Origin of the sequence: Mucilaginibacter achroorhodeus, assembly GCF_007846095.1 — a bacterium.
Taxonomy (GTDB): domain Bacteria; phylum Bacteroidota; class Bacteroidia; order Sphingobacteriales; family Sphingobacteriaceae; genus Mucilaginibacter; species Mucilaginibacter achroorhodeus.
Map to the genome: position 1 here is coordinate 22,589 of NZ_VOEI01000004.1, position 15,833 is coordinate 38,421.

Annotated in this window: 19 protein-coding genes; 6 read left to right on the top strand and 13 right to left on the bottom strand. The window is 43.2% G+C overall.

Annotated features, from left to right (window positions below; genetic code table 11):
* The first annotated feature begins 77 nt into the window (after positions 1-77).
* From FPZ42_RS11845 to FPZ42_RS11855, 3 genes are read left to right on the top strand one after another with little or no spacing between them, the layout of a single operon-like run.
* Positions 78-827: a prolipoprotein diacylglyceryl transferase gene (locus FPZ42_RS11845; protein WP_146271650.1), complete on the top strand. Its 750-nt coding sequence runs from the start codon at positions 78-80 to the stop codon at positions 825-827.
* Positions 820-2,220 carry a radical SAM protein gene (locus tag FPZ42_RS11850; protein ID WP_146271652.1) on the top strand — a complete coding sequence of 467 codons (1,401 nt, stop codon included), beginning with the start codon at positions 820-822 and terminating at the stop codon, positions 2,218-2,220. Before FPZ42_RS11845 ends, FPZ42_RS11850 begins: the two co-directional genes overlap by 8 nt.
* Before the next feature lie 2 nt (positions 2,221-2,222).
* The gene (locus FPZ42_RS11855; RefSeq protein WP_146271654.1) at positions 2,223-2,513 is read left to right on the top strand and encodes a hypothetical protein; all 291 of its coding nucleotides are present in this window, start codon (positions 2,223-2,225) and stop codon (positions 2,511-2,513) included.
* Here the strand turns inward: FPZ42_RS11855 and FPZ42_RS11860 are convergent.
* From FPZ42_RS11860 to FPZ42_RS11870, 3 genes are all read right to left on the bottom strand, one after another.
* Positions 2,502-3,440, bottom strand: coding sequence for a Ppx/GppA phosphatase family protein (locus FPZ42_RS11860; protein WP_146271656.1), 939 nt, complete (start codon positions 3,438-3,440; stop codon positions 2,502-2,504). The two genes, FPZ42_RS11855 and FPZ42_RS11860, sit on opposite strands and share 12 nt — an antisense overlap.
* A gap of 70 nt (positions 3,441-3,510) precedes the next feature.
* Entirely contained in the window at positions 3,511-4,755 is a 1,245-nt protein-coding gene (locus FPZ42_RS11865; RefSeq protein ID WP_146271658.1) for an ABC transporter permease, read from the bottom strand.
* 3 nt (positions 4,756-4,758) lie between these two features.
* Entirely contained in the window at positions 4,759-5,664 is a 906-nt protein-coding gene (locus FPZ42_RS11870) for an ABC transporter ATP-binding protein (protein ID WP_146271660.1), read from the bottom strand.
* Positions 5,665-5,912: 248 nt separating this feature from the next.
* On the opposite strand from FPZ42_RS11870, the gene FPZ42_RS11875 reads away from it, so the two are divergent.
* On the top strand, positions 5,913-6,368 hold the full coding sequence (locus tag FPZ42_RS11875; protein ID WP_146271662.1) for a hypothetical protein: 456 nt from the start codon (positions 5,913-5,915) through the stop codon (positions 6,366-6,368).
* A gap of 116 nt (positions 6,369-6,484) precedes the next feature.
* Here the strand turns inward: FPZ42_RS11875 and dnaJ are convergent, their stop codons facing one another.
* From dnaJ to FPZ42_RS11900, 5 genes are all read right to left on the bottom strand, one after another.
* A complete protein-coding gene (gene dnaJ / locus FPZ42_RS11880; protein WP_146271663.1) occupies positions 6,485-7,645 on the bottom strand; it encodes a molecular chaperone DnaJ in 1,161 nt (386 codons plus the stop codon).
* A 128-nt stretch (positions 7,646-7,773) separates the two neighbouring features.
* Positions 7,774-8,340, bottom strand: a complete 567-nt coding sequence (gene grpE, locus FPZ42_RS11885; RefSeq protein ID WP_261382280.1) for a nucleotide exchange factor GrpE — start codon at positions 8,338-8,340, stop codon at positions 7,774-7,776.
* 180 nt (positions 8,341-8,520) lie between these two features.
* Positions 8,521-9,204 carry a cell division ATP-binding protein FtsE gene (locus FPZ42_RS11890; protein ID WP_146271667.1) on the bottom strand — a complete coding sequence of 228 codons (684 nt, stop codon included), beginning with the start codon at positions 9,202-9,204 and terminating at the stop codon, positions 8,521-8,523.
* Positions 9,205-9,210: 6 nt separating this feature from the next.
* Positions 9,211-9,414: a fructose-6-phosphate aldolase gene (locus FPZ42_RS11895; protein WP_146271669.1), complete on the bottom strand. Its 204-nt coding sequence runs from the start codon at positions 9,412-9,414 to the stop codon at positions 9,211-9,213.
* 105 nt (positions 9,415-9,519) lie between these two features.
* Positions 9,520-10,542: an acyl-CoA reductase gene (locus tag FPZ42_RS11900; RefSeq protein ID WP_146271671.1), complete on the bottom strand. Its 1,023-nt coding sequence runs from the start codon at positions 10,540-10,542 to the stop codon at positions 9,520-9,522.
* A 101-nt stretch (positions 10,543-10,643) separates the two neighbouring features.
* Between FPZ42_RS11900 and FPZ42_RS11905 the strand changes: the two genes are divergently transcribed.
* Positions 10,644-10,997 carry a 4Fe-4S dicluster domain-containing protein gene (locus FPZ42_RS11905; RefSeq protein ID WP_146271673.1) on the top strand — a complete coding sequence of 118 codons (354 nt, stop codon included), beginning with the start codon at positions 10,644-10,646 and terminating at the stop codon, positions 10,995-10,997.
* 105 nt (positions 10,998-11,102) lie between these two features.
* Entirely contained in the window at positions 11,103-11,864 is a 762-nt protein-coding gene (locus FPZ42_RS11910) for a C40 family peptidase (protein WP_146271675.1), read from the top strand.
* On the opposite strand, the gene FPZ42_RS11915 is transcribed toward FPZ42_RS11910, so the two are convergent.
* The 5 genes from FPZ42_RS11915 to hisH form a co-directional block, all read right to left on the bottom strand.
* Positions 11,861-12,763: a WD40 repeat domain-containing protein gene (locus FPZ42_RS11915; RefSeq protein ID WP_146271677.1), complete on the bottom strand. Its 903-nt coding sequence runs from the start codon at positions 12,761-12,763 to the stop codon at positions 11,861-11,863. The genes FPZ42_RS11910 and FPZ42_RS11915 overlap by 4 nt on opposite strands.
* Before the next feature lie 116 nt (positions 12,764-12,879).
* Complete coding sequence (gene hisIE / locus FPZ42_RS11920) at positions 12,880-13,467, bottom strand: bifunctional phosphoribosyl-AMP cyclohydrolase/phosphoribosyl-ATP diphosphatase HisIE (protein ID WP_146271679.1); 588 nt, start codon at positions 13,465-13,467, stop codon at positions 12,880-12,882.
* A gap of 93 nt (positions 13,468-13,560) precedes the next feature.
* Entirely contained in the window at positions 13,561-14,316 is a 756-nt protein-coding gene (gene hisF, locus FPZ42_RS11925) for an imidazole glycerol phosphate synthase subunit HisF (RefSeq protein WP_146271681.1), read from the bottom strand.
* Between the two features lie 128 nt (positions 14,317-14,444).
* Positions 14,445-15,194, bottom strand: a complete 750-nt coding sequence (locus tag FPZ42_RS11930; protein WP_146271683.1) for a 1-(5-phosphoribosyl)-5-[(5-phosphoribosylamino)methylideneamino]imidazole-4-carboxamide isomerase — start codon at positions 15,192-15,194, stop codon at positions 14,445-14,447.
* Between the two features lie 4 nt (positions 15,195-15,198).
* Positions 15,199-15,789, bottom strand: coding sequence for an imidazole glycerol phosphate synthase subunit HisH (gene hisH / locus FPZ42_RS11935; RefSeq protein ID WP_146271685.1), 591 nt, complete (start codon positions 15,787-15,789; stop codon positions 15,199-15,201).
* Positions 15,790-15,833 lie beyond the last annotated feature (44 nt).

Consider the following 15,833-nt stretch of genomic DNA (forward strand, 5'->3'; position numbering starts at 1 on the left):
AATGATAAGCGGAGCAATATACAAATGATGCTGTTAAACCAAGTTGTTAACGGGCTTTTTAATACCTTAGGCCTTACATGCACTTCCCGCTTAATATATCTTTAGGCAAGGGCCAAATCCCGGTTCACTTTGTTTGCGAAACGCTGGCGTACTTTATCGGCTATCGTTATTACAGTTATCTGCGTCAAAAAACGCATGATAAGATCAGTGCCAACCACCGGCTTATCATTTTCGTTGGTGCGGCAGCAGGGGCTTTTTTTGGTTCGCATATTGTTGGTGTGCTTGAGCATCCAGAGTTACTTTCTAAATTCAGCTTACTATATTTTATGGGTAATAAGACCATAGTGGGTGGGCTGCTGGGCGGGTTGATAGGAGTGGAATACACCAAAAAGCAGATTGGGGTTACCGCCTCATCCGGCGACCTGATGGTTTATCCGCTCATTCTTGCCATGTTTATTGGCCGTGTAGGCTGTTTTTTTGCCGGTTTGGAGGATGGTACTTACGGTACAGCCAGCAATTTGCCGTGGGCTATTGATTTTGGCGACGGTATCCGCAGGCATCCTACCAATTTATATGAGATCATCTTTTGGATTTTACTTTGGGGTGTACTGTCATTTACAGAAGGGAAACGCCAGTTAGCAGATGGGGCGAGGTTTAAGATTTTCTTATCAGCTTACCTTGTTTTCCGGTTTTTGATAGAGTTTATCAAGCCCAATTACGTGTTCAATTTTGGCCTTGGGGTTATACAACTGGTGTGCATTGCCGGTATTTTATATTATTACCGCGTGTTTATTCAACCTAAAAAGCTATTTTTAAAATATGCCTGAACGCCCATACATCTATTACGATTTTACCCTCAGCATATGCTCAACCTGTTTAAAGCGGGTTGATGCCAAAATAGTATTTGAGGACGACAAGGTATTTATGCTGAAGAGCTGCCGCCAGCATGGCTTTGAGAAGGTTTTGATAGCAACCGATGTTGAGTACTATAAAAACTGCCGTAACTACGCCAAGCGCAGCGAAATGCCGTTAAAATTCAACGCCAAAACACATTATGGCTGTCCTTATGATTGCGGTTTGTGCAAGGATCATGAACAGCACTCATGCCTTACGGTGGTTGAGGTGACAGATCGCTGTAACCTTACCTGCCCTACTTGTTATGCTATGTCGTCCCCGCATTATGGCAGGCACCGTACGTTGCAGGAGATAGAGCAGATGCTGGATGTGATTGTTGCCAACGAAGGCGAACCTGATGTGGTGCAGATAAGCGGCGGGGAACCAACCGTGCATCCGCAGTTTTTTGACATACTGGATATTGCTAAAACCAAACCCATTAAACATTTAATGGTGAACACCAATGGCATCCGCATAGCCAAGGACGAGGAGTTTGTTAAACGACTGGCAACGTATCAGCCCGATTTTGAGATCTATCTGCAATTTGATTCATTTAAGAAAGAGGCTCTTGTTGAACTGAGGGGAGAGGACCTGCGCGAGGTAAGGGCGAGGGCGATTGATAGTCTTAATAAACACAATCTTTCTACCACGCTGGTAGTTACGCTTCAAAAAGGGTTAAATACCGATGAGATAGGAGAGATCATAGAATATGCTTTGAAACAACCTTGCATTCGCGGGGTAACTTTTCAGCCAACACAACAAGCGGGTCGCCTTGCTAATTTTAATCCGGCAACAGACCGATATACGCTTACCGAAGTACGATCGGCCATTTTGGAACAAACAAACGTTTTTAATTCAAACGACCTGATACCCGTTCCTTGTAACCCCGATGCGCTGGTGATGGGTTATGCATTGAAATTGAATGGTGAAGTTTTCCCGCTAACGCGAATGATCAACCCTGATGACCTGTTAGATAACTCAAAAAACACAATCGTTTATGAACAGGATGACCGGCTTAAGATGCATTTGCTAAATATGTTCAGTACCGGCAATTCTGTGGATAAAGCAAAGGAGCATCTGCATTCCATTATGTGCTGTTTGCCTGAGATAGATGCCCCGCAGTTGAGCTATGATAATCTTTTCAGGGTGATCATTATGCAGTTTATCGATGCTCAAAACTTTGATGTAAGGGCCATCAAAAAGTCGTGCGTACATATTGTAAACAAAGACATGCAGATCATCCCGTTTGAAACCATGAACCTTTTTTACCGTGATGATAAGCGAGACTACCTGGAACAAATAAGGCACGAAATGCAAATGATGTAATTATGGAACAAGAGCAAATCCCATTTCCGCAACCGAAAAATGGCGGGCCTGACAATAATAACATGAAGTTGGTCGGTATCAACTTTGCAGTTTTTGCCGGCTATTGTTTGATATTGGCAGTAGCATTAAAACGTGGAGAGTGGGAATTCGCCGCTATGGTAGCTGCTGGTATCCACGGCTTCATCTGCTTTGTAATGGCTATCGTTGTAAAAAGATGGGCCTGGGCATTAGCCGGGCTGCTATTACTTATCGCTGGTTTTTCTACCTGCGTGGTTGGGTTGTTAGGAGTGTGACAACAGATTAACCATGGCACCCTCTTTAAGCGACCACGTAGACATCTTCACGTCCGCGATGCCTATCTTTTGCATGATGTAAATGGTGAGCAGGCTGGCTGTTACTATCATATCCACCCGAACAGGAATGATGCCTTTCATGCTTGCGCGAAGCTTGTGGTTTGATTTGATAAGTAACTCTATCAAGCCTAATAATTCATCAATATCAAACTCGTAGGTTTTAACCTGCTTTATATCAAAGCTTCGTTCTTTCTTAAGCTCAACTACTTCCGCAAAGCTTTCAAAAGCGCCGGATGAACCCACCAAAATAGAAGGTTTATATTTGGCAGCTGCAACAAACAGATCGCCAAGCTTACCATTTAAAAAAGTAGTAAGTTCTTTAATAGCTGTCACAGGTATCGGGTCGGTTTTATGAAATCTATCCATTAGCCTGGCTGCACCTATTTCAAAACTCTGCTTCCACAAAACCTCATCGCAATTGGCAATGATGAATTCGACGCTGCCCCCACCGATATCAACTATCAATGCATTATCTTCTGTCAATACGCCGCTTGCATCTATTCCCTGATAAATGTAAGTTGCTTCCTGCTCGCCGGTTATCACATCTATTACAATACCGGTTTGCTGCCTTACTGTAGCAATAAAATCCTGTCCGTTGGTGGCATTGCGAAGGGCAGAAGTAGCAATGGCTTTTAGTTCAACAACGCCGGTATCATCTATCAGCCTTTTAAAGTTTTGCATGGCTATCAAACCACGCTCAAACGCCGCCGGAATAATGATGCCCCTATTTATGCCACCCTCGCCAAGCTTAACAGCGACGGTTTCCCTTGCAACCTCGAGAAAACTATCGCCCAATTTTTCACCTATCAATAAATGGAATGTGTTGGTACCGAGGTCCATCACCGCTACGCGTTTTTGATTGCTCATCGGCCGCTAAAATAAAAAATCCCCGCGAGAATGATCTCAACAGGGATGTTATTATGATGTGGTAAAGGAGTTACTCTTTATAAAAGAACCATTTGGCTAATTCTTTAAAGCTGGCTTTTTTGCCGTACATCAATACACCAACGCGGTAAATGCGCGCCGCCACGTAGGTAGTGAACAGGAACCCGATCACCATCATACCCATTGATAAGAACAACTGCCAATCAGGCACGCCTCCAAATGGCACGCGTATCATCATGGCAATTGGCGCAGTAAAAGGTATCATAGATAACCATACTGCCAGCGGGCTGTCCGGCGCCCTAAACAACACGGTTACAGATAATAAATAAGTAAATAATAGGGGCATGGTGATAGGAAACATAAATTGCTGCGTTTCTGTCTCGCTGTCTACCGCTGAGCCTACAGCCGCAAATAATGCACTGTAAAGCAGGTAGCCGGTTATGAAATAAAACAAAAAGCAAAATAAGATATATCCGAATGGCAGGTTCTGCAAGGTTACCAGGAACTGCGCCATACCACCGGTTGCATGCTGCCCACCGATTTTTGTCGCGATGATAGATAAAATGATCCATGCGCTAAACTGCGTTAAACCCACCAGGCCAACGCCGATAATTTTGCCCAGCATCAGCTGAAAAGGTTTTACCGAAGAAATGATCACTTCTATGATACGGCTTGTTTTTTCCTCGATAACGCCACGCATGACTTGTGCACCGTAAATAAACAACGACATATATATGAGTATGGCACAAGCCACACCTACGCCCATGCTGGTGCCTACATCGGCGTCTTTGGTGCCCGCATCAGTAACTTCAAGAGCATTCACGTTCACCTTGTTTTTCTTTGCCTGGTTAAGCAGTGCTGTATCAATATGGTTAGCCAGCATGGTATTGGTAGATGCTATTTCATTCATCTGGTTTTCCACCTCGCCGGTAAGTACAAGGGATGGTTTCTTTTTTGAAAGGAATTGCACCGGTGTGTGTGCATAATCTTTTGAGATAACCAGGATAGAAAGATCTTCATCTTTATCCAAACCCTTCTTTGCCTTTTCTACTGGTTCATCAGTGGGGATAAAGATGATATTTTTAGCATTTTTAAGTTTACCTGAGAATAACTGGCTTTCATCGATCACCTTAACTTTTTGTGGCTTGCTTAGCTGGTCGCTGTCTTTTGATACGTAGGCTATCAATTTTGTCATGCCGGCAATAAGCAACGGAACCGCAAACATCATCACTAAAAACGCACGTTTGCGCACGCGGGTAATATATTCGCGTTGTATAATAAGTAATACTTTTTTCATGGATCAGGCGGTTAAGTTTACTTTTTCGATAAAAATTTCGTTCATGGTAGGTATCACCTCCTGCAGCATGTTAATGCGGGTTTTGGGCAACAGGTATTGCAACACATCATTGGCGGTGCTGCCATTCAGCTTCATTTTTATGATATGGCTGTCATCCTCTCCTTCTGTTTCAGATACGATGCTGAAAGGCTGAGCCCCATCAAAGGTGAGTTTGCTTCCGGTATACTCAAGCAGATAAGTTTCGTTCTTATAAGAATTGCGGATATGCTTAACCCGCCCATCCAATATCTTATGCGATTTATTAATGAGTGCAATTGAATCGCACAGTTCCTCAACAGACTCCATGCGGTGGGTGGAGAATAGGATGGTAGCCCCTTGCTTATTCAATTCCAAAATTTCATTCTTTATCAGATCGGCATTCACAGGGTCAAAACCGCTGAAAGGTTCGTCAAGGATTATCAGATCGGGCTTGTGCAATACCGTAGCAACAAATTGGGCCTTCTGCTGCATACCTTTAGATAGTTCTTCAATCTTTTTCTTCCACCAGGTTTCCATACCCAGTTTCTCAAACCAGAATTTTAACATAGCAGTTGCTTCCGTGCGGGTAAGCCCCTTAAGACGTGCGAGATAGATCATTTGTTCACCTATCTCCATTTTCTTGTAAAGGCCACGTTCTTCGGGCAGGTACCCAATATGTTCGATGTGAGATTGATTAAGACGTTCGCCGTTAAAATACACCTCTCCGGAATCTGGAGCGGTTATTTGATTGATAATACGGATGAGTGACGTTTTGCCAGCGCCGTTAGGGCCAAGTAAACCAAATATCTTTCCGCTTTCAATTTCAAGGCTTACATCGTTCAGCGCGCGGTGGCCCGCGTATTCTTTAACAATGTTGCGTATGCTTAACATGAGTGTGGGTTTTTGGGAAATTTAGACAAACTCGCGGAAACATTGTTACACCTGTTTTGTTTAAATAGTTGATTTTGGAGTAAGAGTAATTGGTATTTAATATTGGTTATAGCGAAATATTTTTCAATTAGATGCAATATTTTTTATCAATAATGTACATATTTGCGCCAAATGCTATGTATTAAATAATGTAAGTTAATTTGTATACTTTAAATTCTATCTATATTTTTTAATCAATCTATTACTTTATGAAAAAACTATTCTTATTATTTGCAGTAGCTTTCCTTTATTTTGGTAACAGCGCGTATGCACAGCGCGGTTCAACTTCAGCTGGTTTAACCGTTGATTTTGGTGACGGTGCAACTTTAGTTGGTCCTGCCTTGAGGCACGCGTTTACCCGTAACGATTATGGGCAAGCGGAGCTTACCTTTGGTGGCGACAGAACCTACCTTGCTGCCTACTATCAATATCAAGGCAGGATACGTAACTCAGGTGGCTTAGACTGGTATTTAGGTATTGGTCCCCAATTAGGATTTGGCCATGGTAACACTGATTTCTACATTCGCCCTATGGCTGGTTTAGATTACAAATTACGCGGTGCACCGCTTGACCTGTCTTTTGACTGGCGCCCGGCTTTCTACGTTGGTGACAATTCAGATTTCACCGCTGCAAGGTTCGGTTTAGGTTTCCGATTTGTATTTTAATCAATAACACGATATTTAAAAACAGAAAGCCGCTGTATGTACAGCGGCTTTTTTTGTGAGGTAAATAAAAGCCCGATGTTAATTAACATCGGGCTTTTTATCTAAAAATTTACCTCTTACTCAAAATATTCCTTCATCCGTTCAAAGAAACTTTTCTCGTTTTTGCCCGGGTTAGGTTTAAAGTTTGGTGAGCTTTGCAGTTTCTCTAAAGCCTCACGTTCTTCACGACTCAAGGCTTTTGGTGTCCAGATGTTTATGTGGATCAATTGGTCGCCGCGATGGTATGAATTTACTTCGGGTACGCCTTTACCTTTAAGGCGCAATATCTTGCCGCCCTGTGTCCCCGGGTCTATTTTTATTTTGGCTTTACCATCAATGGTAGGCACCTCAATGCTGGTACCCAATGCTGCATCTACGAAACTGATATGCAGATCATAGATCACGTTGTTGCCGTCGCGTTTTAAAGTCTCATGCGGAACTTCCTCTATCAGGATGATCAAATCGCCCGGAACGCCGCCGCGAGGAGCTGCGTTACCTTTGCCGCTCATGCTCAACTGCATACCTTCGCTAACACCTGCAGGAACATTGATAGTAATCGTTTCTTCGCCACGCACAACGCCGTCGCCATGGCAAACATTACATTTTGAAGTAATGGTAGAGCCTTCGCCATTACAGGTAGGGCAGGTGCTGGTAGTTTGCATCTGGCCCAGGATGGTATTGGTTACACGGCGTACCGAACCTTGCCCGCCACAGGTTTTACAGGTTTGGAAAGATGATTTATCCTTAGCGCCGGTACCGTCGCAGGTTTTACAAAGTATTTGTTTGTTTACTTTTATTTTCTTTTCCGTACCATTGGCAATTTCCTCAAGCGTTAAACGCACTTTAATGCGCAGGTTGCTGCCGCGTGCAACACGCCTGCCGCCACCTTGCCGGCCACCGCCGCCAAAGAAACCATCAAACGGGCTGCCACCACCGAAAATATCACCAAACTGGCTGAATATGTCATCCATATTCATACTGCCGCCGCCGTAACCACCACCGCTGGCAGAACCGGCATTAGCCGCATGGCCAAATTGGTTGTAACGCTGGCGTTTCTCAGGGTTACTTAAAACTTCGTAAGCTTCGGCAGCCTCTTTAAATTTCTCTTCAGCGTCCTTATCTCCCTCGTTTTTATCAGGGTGATATTTAATAGCCATCTTACGATATGCCTTTTTAATCTCGTCGGCATCTGCACCCCGGCTCACACCAAGCACATCGTAATAATCTCTTTTAGCCATTTTAATTAGTGAGTTTTTGAATTAATGAATTATTGAGTAATCCCAATCATTATCAACTCTGTTAATCTGTTAAATTTAAATAGGAAATGAATCACTAATTCAGTCATTCATTAAATCAACACTTGTACTTACGCTCCAACAATAACTTTAGCGAAGCGAATAACTTTATCGTTGAGCTCGTAGCCTTTTTCCATTTCATCAATCACCTGTCCTTTTTGATCGTCAGGTACAGGTACGCTGGTAACAGCTTCGTGTATATCGGCATCAAAAGGCTGGCCTATTGATCTCATCTCTTTTAAGCCTTTTTGAGTGAGTATGCCTTTTAGTTTGTTCTGGATCAACTCAACACCCTCTTTCACAGATGCTACTTCGGTTGCTTTGTCCATAGCGCGCAGTGCACGTTCAAAATCGTCTAATACCGGCAGTAGTGCAACAATAACATCTTTGCCTTCTGTTTTACGGGCATCTTCACGCTCTTTAATGGTGCGGCGCCTAAAGTTGTCAAACTCGGCATATAATCTTAAATATTTATCATTAGCCTGACTAAGCTCTTCTTTCAACTTTTCTTCAGCGGCAGGTGTTGCCTCCGCGTCGGTTGATTGCTCTTGTCCGTTTTCTGCCGTTATTTCAGCATTATTGTCAGGCGTTTCTGAATTTTCTTTATTTTTTTTCTTCAACATATCGTTAAAATTCATAGCAAGTAGTGCCAATCAAGTATCCTGCCATAGGGCAAAAACAGACACTGTGACAGCGATTTGTAAGGAGTTGTGACTTGTTATCAGTTATTAATCTGCTTACATGACAGTGACAGGTATTCTTCAGGAATCAATGATTTGATTAGACTAATCTCTGATCACTAATCTCTAATAACTGAACTAAGCTATCTGCACATCCTCTAACACTTTACCATTTTCGCATTTAATAATACGCGACGGGAATGTGCGGATGATGTGATAATCATGTGTGGCAACAACAACAGCAGTACCGCTTTGGCTAATTTGTTTAAGCAATAACACAATTTCCTCTGAAGTATCAGGGTCAAGGTTACCCGTAGGTTCATCGGCCAATATGATCTCGGGGTTGTTTAACAAAGCTCTTGCAATAACTACCCTTTGCTGTTCGCCACCTGATAGCTCATGCGGCATCTTTTTTAGTTTAGAGCGAAGACCAACTTTCTCTAACACATCTAAAATACGTTCAGCGATCTGCGCTTTTTCAGTCCAGCCGGTTGCACGCATCACAAATTGCAGGTTTTGCTCAACCGAGCGATCTGTTAATAATTGAAAATCCTGAAAAACGATGCCCAACTTGCGACGCAGGAAAGGAATGTCTTTAGTGGCCAGCTTGCTCAATTCGTAACCACACGCATGGCCGGTACCAGTTGCAACGCTTAGGTCGCCATAGATAACCTTTAGCAAACTGCTTTTACCAGAACCCGTTTGCCCAATAAGCCAAACAAAGTCGCCTTTATCAATATGCAGGTTAACATTGCTAAGCACCAGGTGCTTTTGCTGAAATATATCTATGTTATTAAGTTTTATAATGGAATTTCCGATCATGATATTTTACAGATCTAATTTTAATATTTTACCGAATGGCAGTTCTTTAACAACGTTCATGATGTAATCATAATGCTCGCTAAGGCCAATTTTGTCTAATGATTTCTCCGGCCTGTCTACCCTAAAGTAAGCCAATAAGGTAAACTTATCGTCCCTTAGCTGCACGTAGTCTGGTATTTTGGCAACGCCTTTTACTTTTATGATATACATTATTTAAAGGTTAAGGGTAAAAGGATAAAGGTAAAAGGTAGGGTTAAAGCACCTTTCATCTTTTGGCTTTCGCCTTTTGCCTAACAATCCAAAGGTATTGCAAATTTAAAGATTAGACAAGAAATCCATTGTATCAACACCATCTGCATAATCCCATAGTTTGGGGCGTTGGCTTTCACCAAAAGTAACCACCTGGTTGGGTACGCTTAGCTTCGCATCGGTAACAATGCATTGCAGGCTATCACTTTGTTGTAATAGTATGTCTTCTGCTTCTTGCAGACTTGTATAGGTTTCATAAAAAACAACCGATAGGGGGGATGTCAGCTTTTCGTCGCGTTTCACCATTAGGAAGCCATTATCCAGGTGCTCATCACGGTTTACCAGGTAGACGGATTTATTGTAGTCGTAATTATTATTGTATTTATGATGATGAATGATGGGCGCAAAATGTTCTATCAATTCAAAAAACTTGTTAAAGTTGTAACCTTCAGGTACCAGCAGTTTAGAAACATTGCGGCAACCTAAACCAAAATAATCGAAAATATCATGGCCTAATGCGCTCAACTCTTCGGTGCTCTCGGTGCCGGTTAGCAAAGCAATGCTATTTCGGTTCTTGCGGATAATGTTGGGCACCTTGCCAAAATAATATTCAAAATACCGCGAGGTATTGTTGCTGCCGGTAGCAATAATGGCATCAAAACCTTCCAGCCGCTCTACAAAACTAAACTGCCCTGCATAGGCCGGATCGATCTCTATTAACTTATTTAATACATATCTTATCAAGCGTGCATCTTGTGATGATGCCTTTATCAGTGCGTAATTACCGGTAACCAAAACGCACAATACATCATGGAAACCAACCATAGGTATATTGCCGGCTAACACAAGCCCCACTTTTTTGTTACCGCGTGCAGCATTAGGATATCGACCAAGCCATTCTTCAAGATCTGCGGGATTTAGCATTTCGCCTACAGCTGTTACTGCACTACGCACACTTTCCGGAGTGAACCATGCGTTGTAATTACGTTCGGTTTCTATGATCTGGTTCAGTTCAGCATCCGGTGCGACCAAAAGCTTGCCGAGTTCAGAAAATGTATTTACGGTGTCGGCTATATTAAAATTTGACATATATATTGTAAGGAGCTAAACCCTTAAACGCTTTTTTTGTTATATTTGCAAGCCCAAAATTGGGGCAAAGTTAAACTAAGTACTTAAGAATTTTTAAATATATGGCGATTATAATCACCGACGAATGTATTAACTGCGGAGCTTGTGAACCCGAGTGCCCAAATAATGCAATATACGACGCTGGTGCTGCATGGCGCTTCAGCGATGGTACATCACTAAAGGGTGTAATTGATTTTGGCGATGGTAACACGTTGAATGCTGAAGAAGCTCAAGCTGCTTTGTCTGATGATATTTATTACATTGTACCTGATAAGTGTACCGAGTGTGTTGGTTTTCATGATGAACCACAGTGCGCTGCAGTTTGCCCGGTTGATTGCTGTGTAGACGATGAGGATGTACGTGAAACTGAGGAAGAACTGCACGCAAAGAAAGACTGGCTGCACGCAAACGGTTAATCATTTTTAAAACGATATAGCAAAGGGGAATGCATTTAAGCGTTTCCCTTTTTTGTTGCTACAACTTTTTTTTCTATTTTACCATAGTATTGCTACTAATTGAATATGGAATACGGAATCTGTAACCTTGCTGTAATCCCTCTACGTGCCGAGCCCAGTGACCGAAGTGAAATGGTTTCCCAAATACTTTTTGGTGAGGCTTTCGAGATTGTGGAATGGAAAGAGAAATGGGTGCAAATAACAACTGCTATTGACCAATACAGCGGTTGGATTGATAGGCTGCATGTAACCAGTTTAGGGCATTTAGCCTATAAAAGGTTGCAGCAATCACCCCCACCGCTAACCTACCGTGCTGTAACGCAGGCCTGGAAGATCATTGACAACACTGTTATATATTTGCCAGCCGGTAGTTCGCTTGTTTTTTTAGAAGGTACCACCAGTTATATTGGTAACAAGCGGTATGAAATAATTGGAGAGATAGGCGAGACAGATAATTTGCGCAACATCGCCATGTCTTTCTTAAACTCGCCTTATTTATGGGGCGGCCGTACGCATTGGGGAATAGACTGCTCCGGATTTACACAGGCTGTATTCAGGTTAAAAGGCCTGCAATTGAAACGTGATGCATGGCAGCAAGCTTTAGAGGGCAGGGAAGTGGAATCATTACTTACCTCACGCTTTGGCGACCTCACGTTCTTTGATAATGCCGAAGGACGTATCACCCACGTGGGTATTATTCTGGGTGGGGGAGAGATCATCCACGCCTCTGGCAGGGTAAAAATTGAAAAAATAGACTCTCAGGGTATCTATTCTGAAGAACTAAAAAGATATACGCATAAACTGCGTACGATAAGGCGCTATTTCTAAAAAGTGATGTCCCAAATCATGACGGTTTTATCGTCGCTTACGGATAGCAGATGGTCACCGTCCCATGCCAGTTTATTAATGGATAGTACATGGGCAGGATAACCTTTCTCGCGGCTGATGATCTTATACAATTTAAAATCGTCAGCACCCCAAATCTTGATGCTTTTGTCCATGCTCGCCGTAGCAAAATACGGCCGTGTAGGGTGGAAGAGGATGTGGTTGATGGCAAACATATGTGCCGGGATGTTTTTCACCAGCGAGTAGGTTTTTGCATCCCAGATCTTTAACTGTGCATCCCGCGCGCCAGACATAAGATATTGCCCATCCGGCGAGTATTGTAATGAGAATACGGCCATAGTATGACTCTCTAAATTTGTAATAAAGCTATAATCGTTCAGGTCAAAAATCCTGATTCGGTTATCGCGGCAGCCAAAGGTCACACGCTCTTCGGCTGGATCGATAGCGATATAACGGACCGTATCGCGTGATACGTTTACGGCATGCAAAAGCTCCAGTGATTTTAGACTCCAAACGGTAACAGTGCCATCTTCTGATGCAACAAGCAACTCATCTTTCTTCAGCGATGATTTAATATCAAATATTGGCTTAACGTGTTTGCGTAAACGGTGGGTGATCTTTTGCTCGATGAAGTTAAACACCAGTACCTCGCCGCTGCGCAGACCGGCAAACATCAGCGGATAGCCTGCCGGGCAATGGATAGCGTATATCGACGTAGGCACCGGGAACATCACTTTGATAAATGAATTATCTGCCAGGTTCCATTCCACCAGTCCTTTATCGTTGCCGCCTGTAAACAAGATGCCCGGCTTCTGAGAAAGCTCCAGGCTGAATATTGGGTTACTGTGGCCGGTTAGGTCTGCTGTTTTTATTACGTGCATTTTTGTCAGTTTGCAGTGACCAGTTCTCAGTTTGCAGCATATCAGTTTGCGGTATGCAGTTTGCGGTTTGCAGGGAGCTTCTGCACTGCTAACTATTAACTGCCAACTCAAGACTGCTACTTATGTCTTTCCTCTAAATTTTTAGCTATTTGCTGCAAACTTAAGCCTTTTTCGCGCAGCAATACCAACAGGTGGAAAACAAGATCGCTTGATTCATCTATCAGTTCCACCTCAGTTTCGTGCAGGGCAGCTATTACCACCTCAACGCCTTCTTCGCCTACTTTTTGGGTAATCTTTTTTAGGCCTTTGTTGCGGAGCTTGTTCACGTACGAGCCTTCTACCGGGTTTTCGTAACGGTCGGCAATGATGTTCTCTAACTCATTAATAAAGTTTTGGTTATACTCCGTTTGGAAACAACTGCGCGAACCTGTGTGGCAGGTAGGGCCATCGGCTTTAACTTTTATCAGCAGGGTATCGTTATCGCAATCAATGTGCATGCTTTTAACATGCAGAAAGTTCTGGCTGGTTTCGCCTTTGGTCCACAGGCGCTGTTTGCTGCGAGAGAAGAAGGTAACCACATTCTCCTGTACAGTTTTATCATACGCTTCCTGGTTCATGTAGCCCAGCATGAGCACTTCAAGCGTTTGCTCGTCCTGTATAATTACCGGCACCAGGCCGTCGGTTTTGTTAAAGTCGATGTTCATAAGCCCCCTCTAAATCTCCCCCGAAAGGTGAGACTTTTATTATTTATTTGTTATTCAAAAGCCCTCCCTTTCGGGGAGGGTTTGGGTGGGGCGTCACAGCCTTACCTCAATATTATTTTCTTTCAGTATCGTTTTCAGGTCTGGTATCAGTATTTCGCCGTAGTGAAATACTGAGGCTGCGAGGGCAGCATCTACATTGGTTTTATGAAATACATCCACAAAATGCTCAACGGATCCCGCGCCCCCCGAAGCGATAACCGGGATATTCACTGCATCATTCACATGTTTAAGTAGACCATTATCAAAGCCGCCTTTGGTGCCGTCATGGTCCATAGAGGTCAACAAGATTTCTCCAGCGCCACGGCTTTCTGCTTCCAGTATCCAGTCTAACGTTTCCTTTTCAGTAGGTAATCTGCCGCCGTTTAGGTGTACGATATTTTTACCATCAAGCACCCGCGTATCTACTGCCACTATCACAAACTGAACGCCAAAGGCCTTAGCCAACTCATCGATCAATGCCGGGTTACGCACGGCGGCTGAGTTGATGGAAATTTTATCTGCTCCGGCATTTAGCAACGCATCTGCATCGGCTATCTCGTTGATACCGCCGCCAATAGTGAACGGAATGTTGATTTGCCTGGCAACTGCTTTTACCAGCTCCACCATGGTTTTGCGGCGCTCTACGGTAGCCGTGATGTCCAGAAAAACCAATTCATCGGCACCTTGCTGCGAATAGTTCCAGGCTAATTCAACCGGGTCGCCGGCATCGCGCAGGTCAACAAAGTTCACACCTTTTACGGTGCGACCGTCCTTAACATCGAGACAGGGGATAATGCGTTTAGAAAGCATGGGTCGTATTCTATATCATTGCAAGCGGTAGCGCGGCAATCTTCTCAACTGCTTGGCCTATTGTAGCGACGAGATTGCCACGTCGCTGTCGCTCCTCGCAATGACATGATGTTTTTAAATTGTTGTGGTTAAATCGATATCAGCGCGTCCAGATTCCAGTTTTTGATCTCTTCGATGCTTATATGATCTTCGTAGATAGCCTTACCAACAACGCATGACTCAACCTTGATCTTACTTAGCTCTTCGATATCTTTCATTGAACTTACACCACCAGATGCGATCAGTTTAATAAAGGGCGAATGATCTAATAGTTTGCTATACAGCTCGATGCCGGCACCGCCCAGTTTACCATCTTTACCAATATCGGTACAAAGGAAACGGAAGAAACCTAAACGAAGGCATTTATCCACATAATCCATTAGTTTAATGGGCGAGCTTTCCATCCAGCCGGAATATTTGATCACCTCGTCTAAGACATCAATAGCTACAATTACCTGGTCGCTGCATTTATCTTTGCCGCAGATCTCTTTGCTAAGATCTTCCAGAAAAGTCGGATTAGTGATGGCTTGTGTGCCTACAATAACGCGTGATACCCCGGCGTCTATCAGTTCTTTTACCTTATCAATACTGCGGATACCACCGCCATACTGTACCTGCATATCAGTTTTTTTGATCACATCAAACAGGTATTGCTGGTTGCTGAAGTCGTTTTTAGCACCATTTAGGTCTATTATATGGATGAGATTGGTGCCGTTGCTCTGGTAACGCTCAATCATCTCTTCTAAGGTAACATCGTATTCTGTTACTTGTGAGTAATCACCTTCTCGCAGGCGGACTACTTTTTTATTCAGAATATCGATAGCCGGAATTATATACATGATTTCAAATGTTTGAAAAGTTTTTTAATAGTGTTTCACCATAGGTGCCAGATTTTTCGGGATGAAATTGGACGCCATAAAAGTTGTTATGCCAAATTGATGCCGAAAAATTATTGATGTAATTTGTTGAGGCCAAAGTATATAATGGATTGTACTCAATAAAGTATGAATGTACGTAATAAAAGTGCGAACCGTTTGGAATATCACGAAAAAGCGGATTATCTTTTTCAGCAAATACCTGGTTCCAACCGGTATGTGGTACTTTAAAATCAGCATCAGAGGCAAATTTTAATGTCTTGATCGGAAAGATGTTCACCAGGTCGGCATCACCTTCTTCGCTGTAGGCGGTCATTAATTGCATGCCCACGCATATACCCAAAGTAGGTTTTTTTAATGCCTTAATAGCCGGTATCAATCCGGTTCCCTGCAATTTTTGCATAGCCGCACCCGCATGGCCAACGCCGGGTATGATATAGCGGTCAAACCCTTCCAGGTCAGCCTCGGTATGCACCATGCCATAGGCAATACCCAGCCTGTCTAAAGCAGCTGTTAAGGAGAATATGTTGCCTGCGCCGTAGCGAATAATTCCTATCATTTTTTAGAGAATCAGGAGTCAAGAGTCAGGAATCAAGAGCGCTC

Bases quoted from the DNA above. Each gene is read 5' to 3' on its own strand.
- FPZ42_RS11845 (WP_146271650.1), top strand. From the start codon at position 78: ATGCACTTCCCGCTTAATATATCTTTAGGCAAGGGCCAAATCCCGGTT.
- FPZ42_RS11850 (WP_146271652.1), top strand. From the start codon at position 820: ATGCCTGAACGCCCATACATCTATTACGATTTTACCCTCAGCATATGC.
- FPZ42_RS11855 (WP_146271654.1), top strand. From the start codon at position 2,223: ATGGAACAAGAGCAAATCCCATTTCCGCAACCGAAAAATGGCGGGCCT.
- FPZ42_RS11860 (WP_146271656.1), bottom strand. From the start codon at position 3,440: ATGAGCAATCAAAAACGCGTAGCGGTGATGGACCTCGGTACCAACACA.
- FPZ42_RS11865 (WP_146271658.1), bottom strand. From the start codon at position 4,755: ATGAAAAAAGTATTACTTATTATACAACGCGAATATATTACCCGCGTG.
- FPZ42_RS11870 (WP_146271660.1), bottom strand. From the start codon at position 5,664: ATGTTAAGCATACGCAACATTGTTAAAGAATACGCGGGCCACCGCGCG.
- FPZ42_RS11875 (WP_146271662.1), top strand. From the start codon at position 5,913: ATGAAAAAACTATTCTTATTATTTGCAGTAGCTTTCCTTTATTTTGGT.
- dnaJ (WP_146271663.1), bottom strand. From the start codon at position 7,645: ATGGCTAAAAGAGATTATTACGATGTGCTTGGTGTGAGCCGGGGTGCA.
- grpE (WP_261382280.1), bottom strand. From the start codon at position 8,340: ATGAATTTTAACGATATGTTGAAGAAAAAAAATAAAGAAAATTCAGAA.
- FPZ42_RS11890 (WP_146271667.1), bottom strand. From the start codon at position 9,204: ATGATCGGAAATTCCATTATAAAACTTAATAACATAGATATATTTCAG.
- FPZ42_RS11895 (WP_146271669.1), bottom strand. From the start codon at position 9,414: ATGTATATCATAAAAGTAAAAGGCGTTGCCAAAATACCAGACTACGTG.
- FPZ42_RS11900 (WP_146271671.1), bottom strand. From the start codon at position 10,542: ATGTCAAATTTTAATATAGCCGACACCGTAAATACATTTTCTGAACTC.
- FPZ42_RS11905 (WP_146271673.1), top strand. From the start codon at position 10,644: ATGGCGATTATAATCACCGACGAATGTATTAACTGCGGAGCTTGTGAA.
- FPZ42_RS11910 (WP_146271675.1), top strand. From the start codon at position 11,103: ATGGAATACGGAATCTGTAACCTTGCTGTAATCCCTCTACGTGCCGAG.
- FPZ42_RS11915 (WP_146271677.1), bottom strand. From the start codon at position 12,763: ATGCACGTAATAAAAACAGCAGACCTAACCGGCCACAGTAACCCAATA.
- hisIE (WP_146271679.1), bottom strand. From the start codon at position 13,467: ATGAACATCGACTTTAACAAAACCGACGGCCTGGTGCCGGTAATTATA.
- hisF (WP_146271681.1), bottom strand. From the start codon at position 14,316: ATGCTTTCTAAACGCATTATCCCCTGTCTCGATGTTAAGGACGGTCGC.
- FPZ42_RS11930 (WP_146271683.1), bottom strand. From the start codon at position 15,194: ATGTATATAATTCCGGCTATCGATATTCTGAATAAAAAAGTAGTCCGC.
- hisH (WP_146271685.1), bottom strand. From the start codon at position 15,789: ATGATAGGAATTATTCGCTACGGCGCAGGCAACATATTCTCCTTAACA.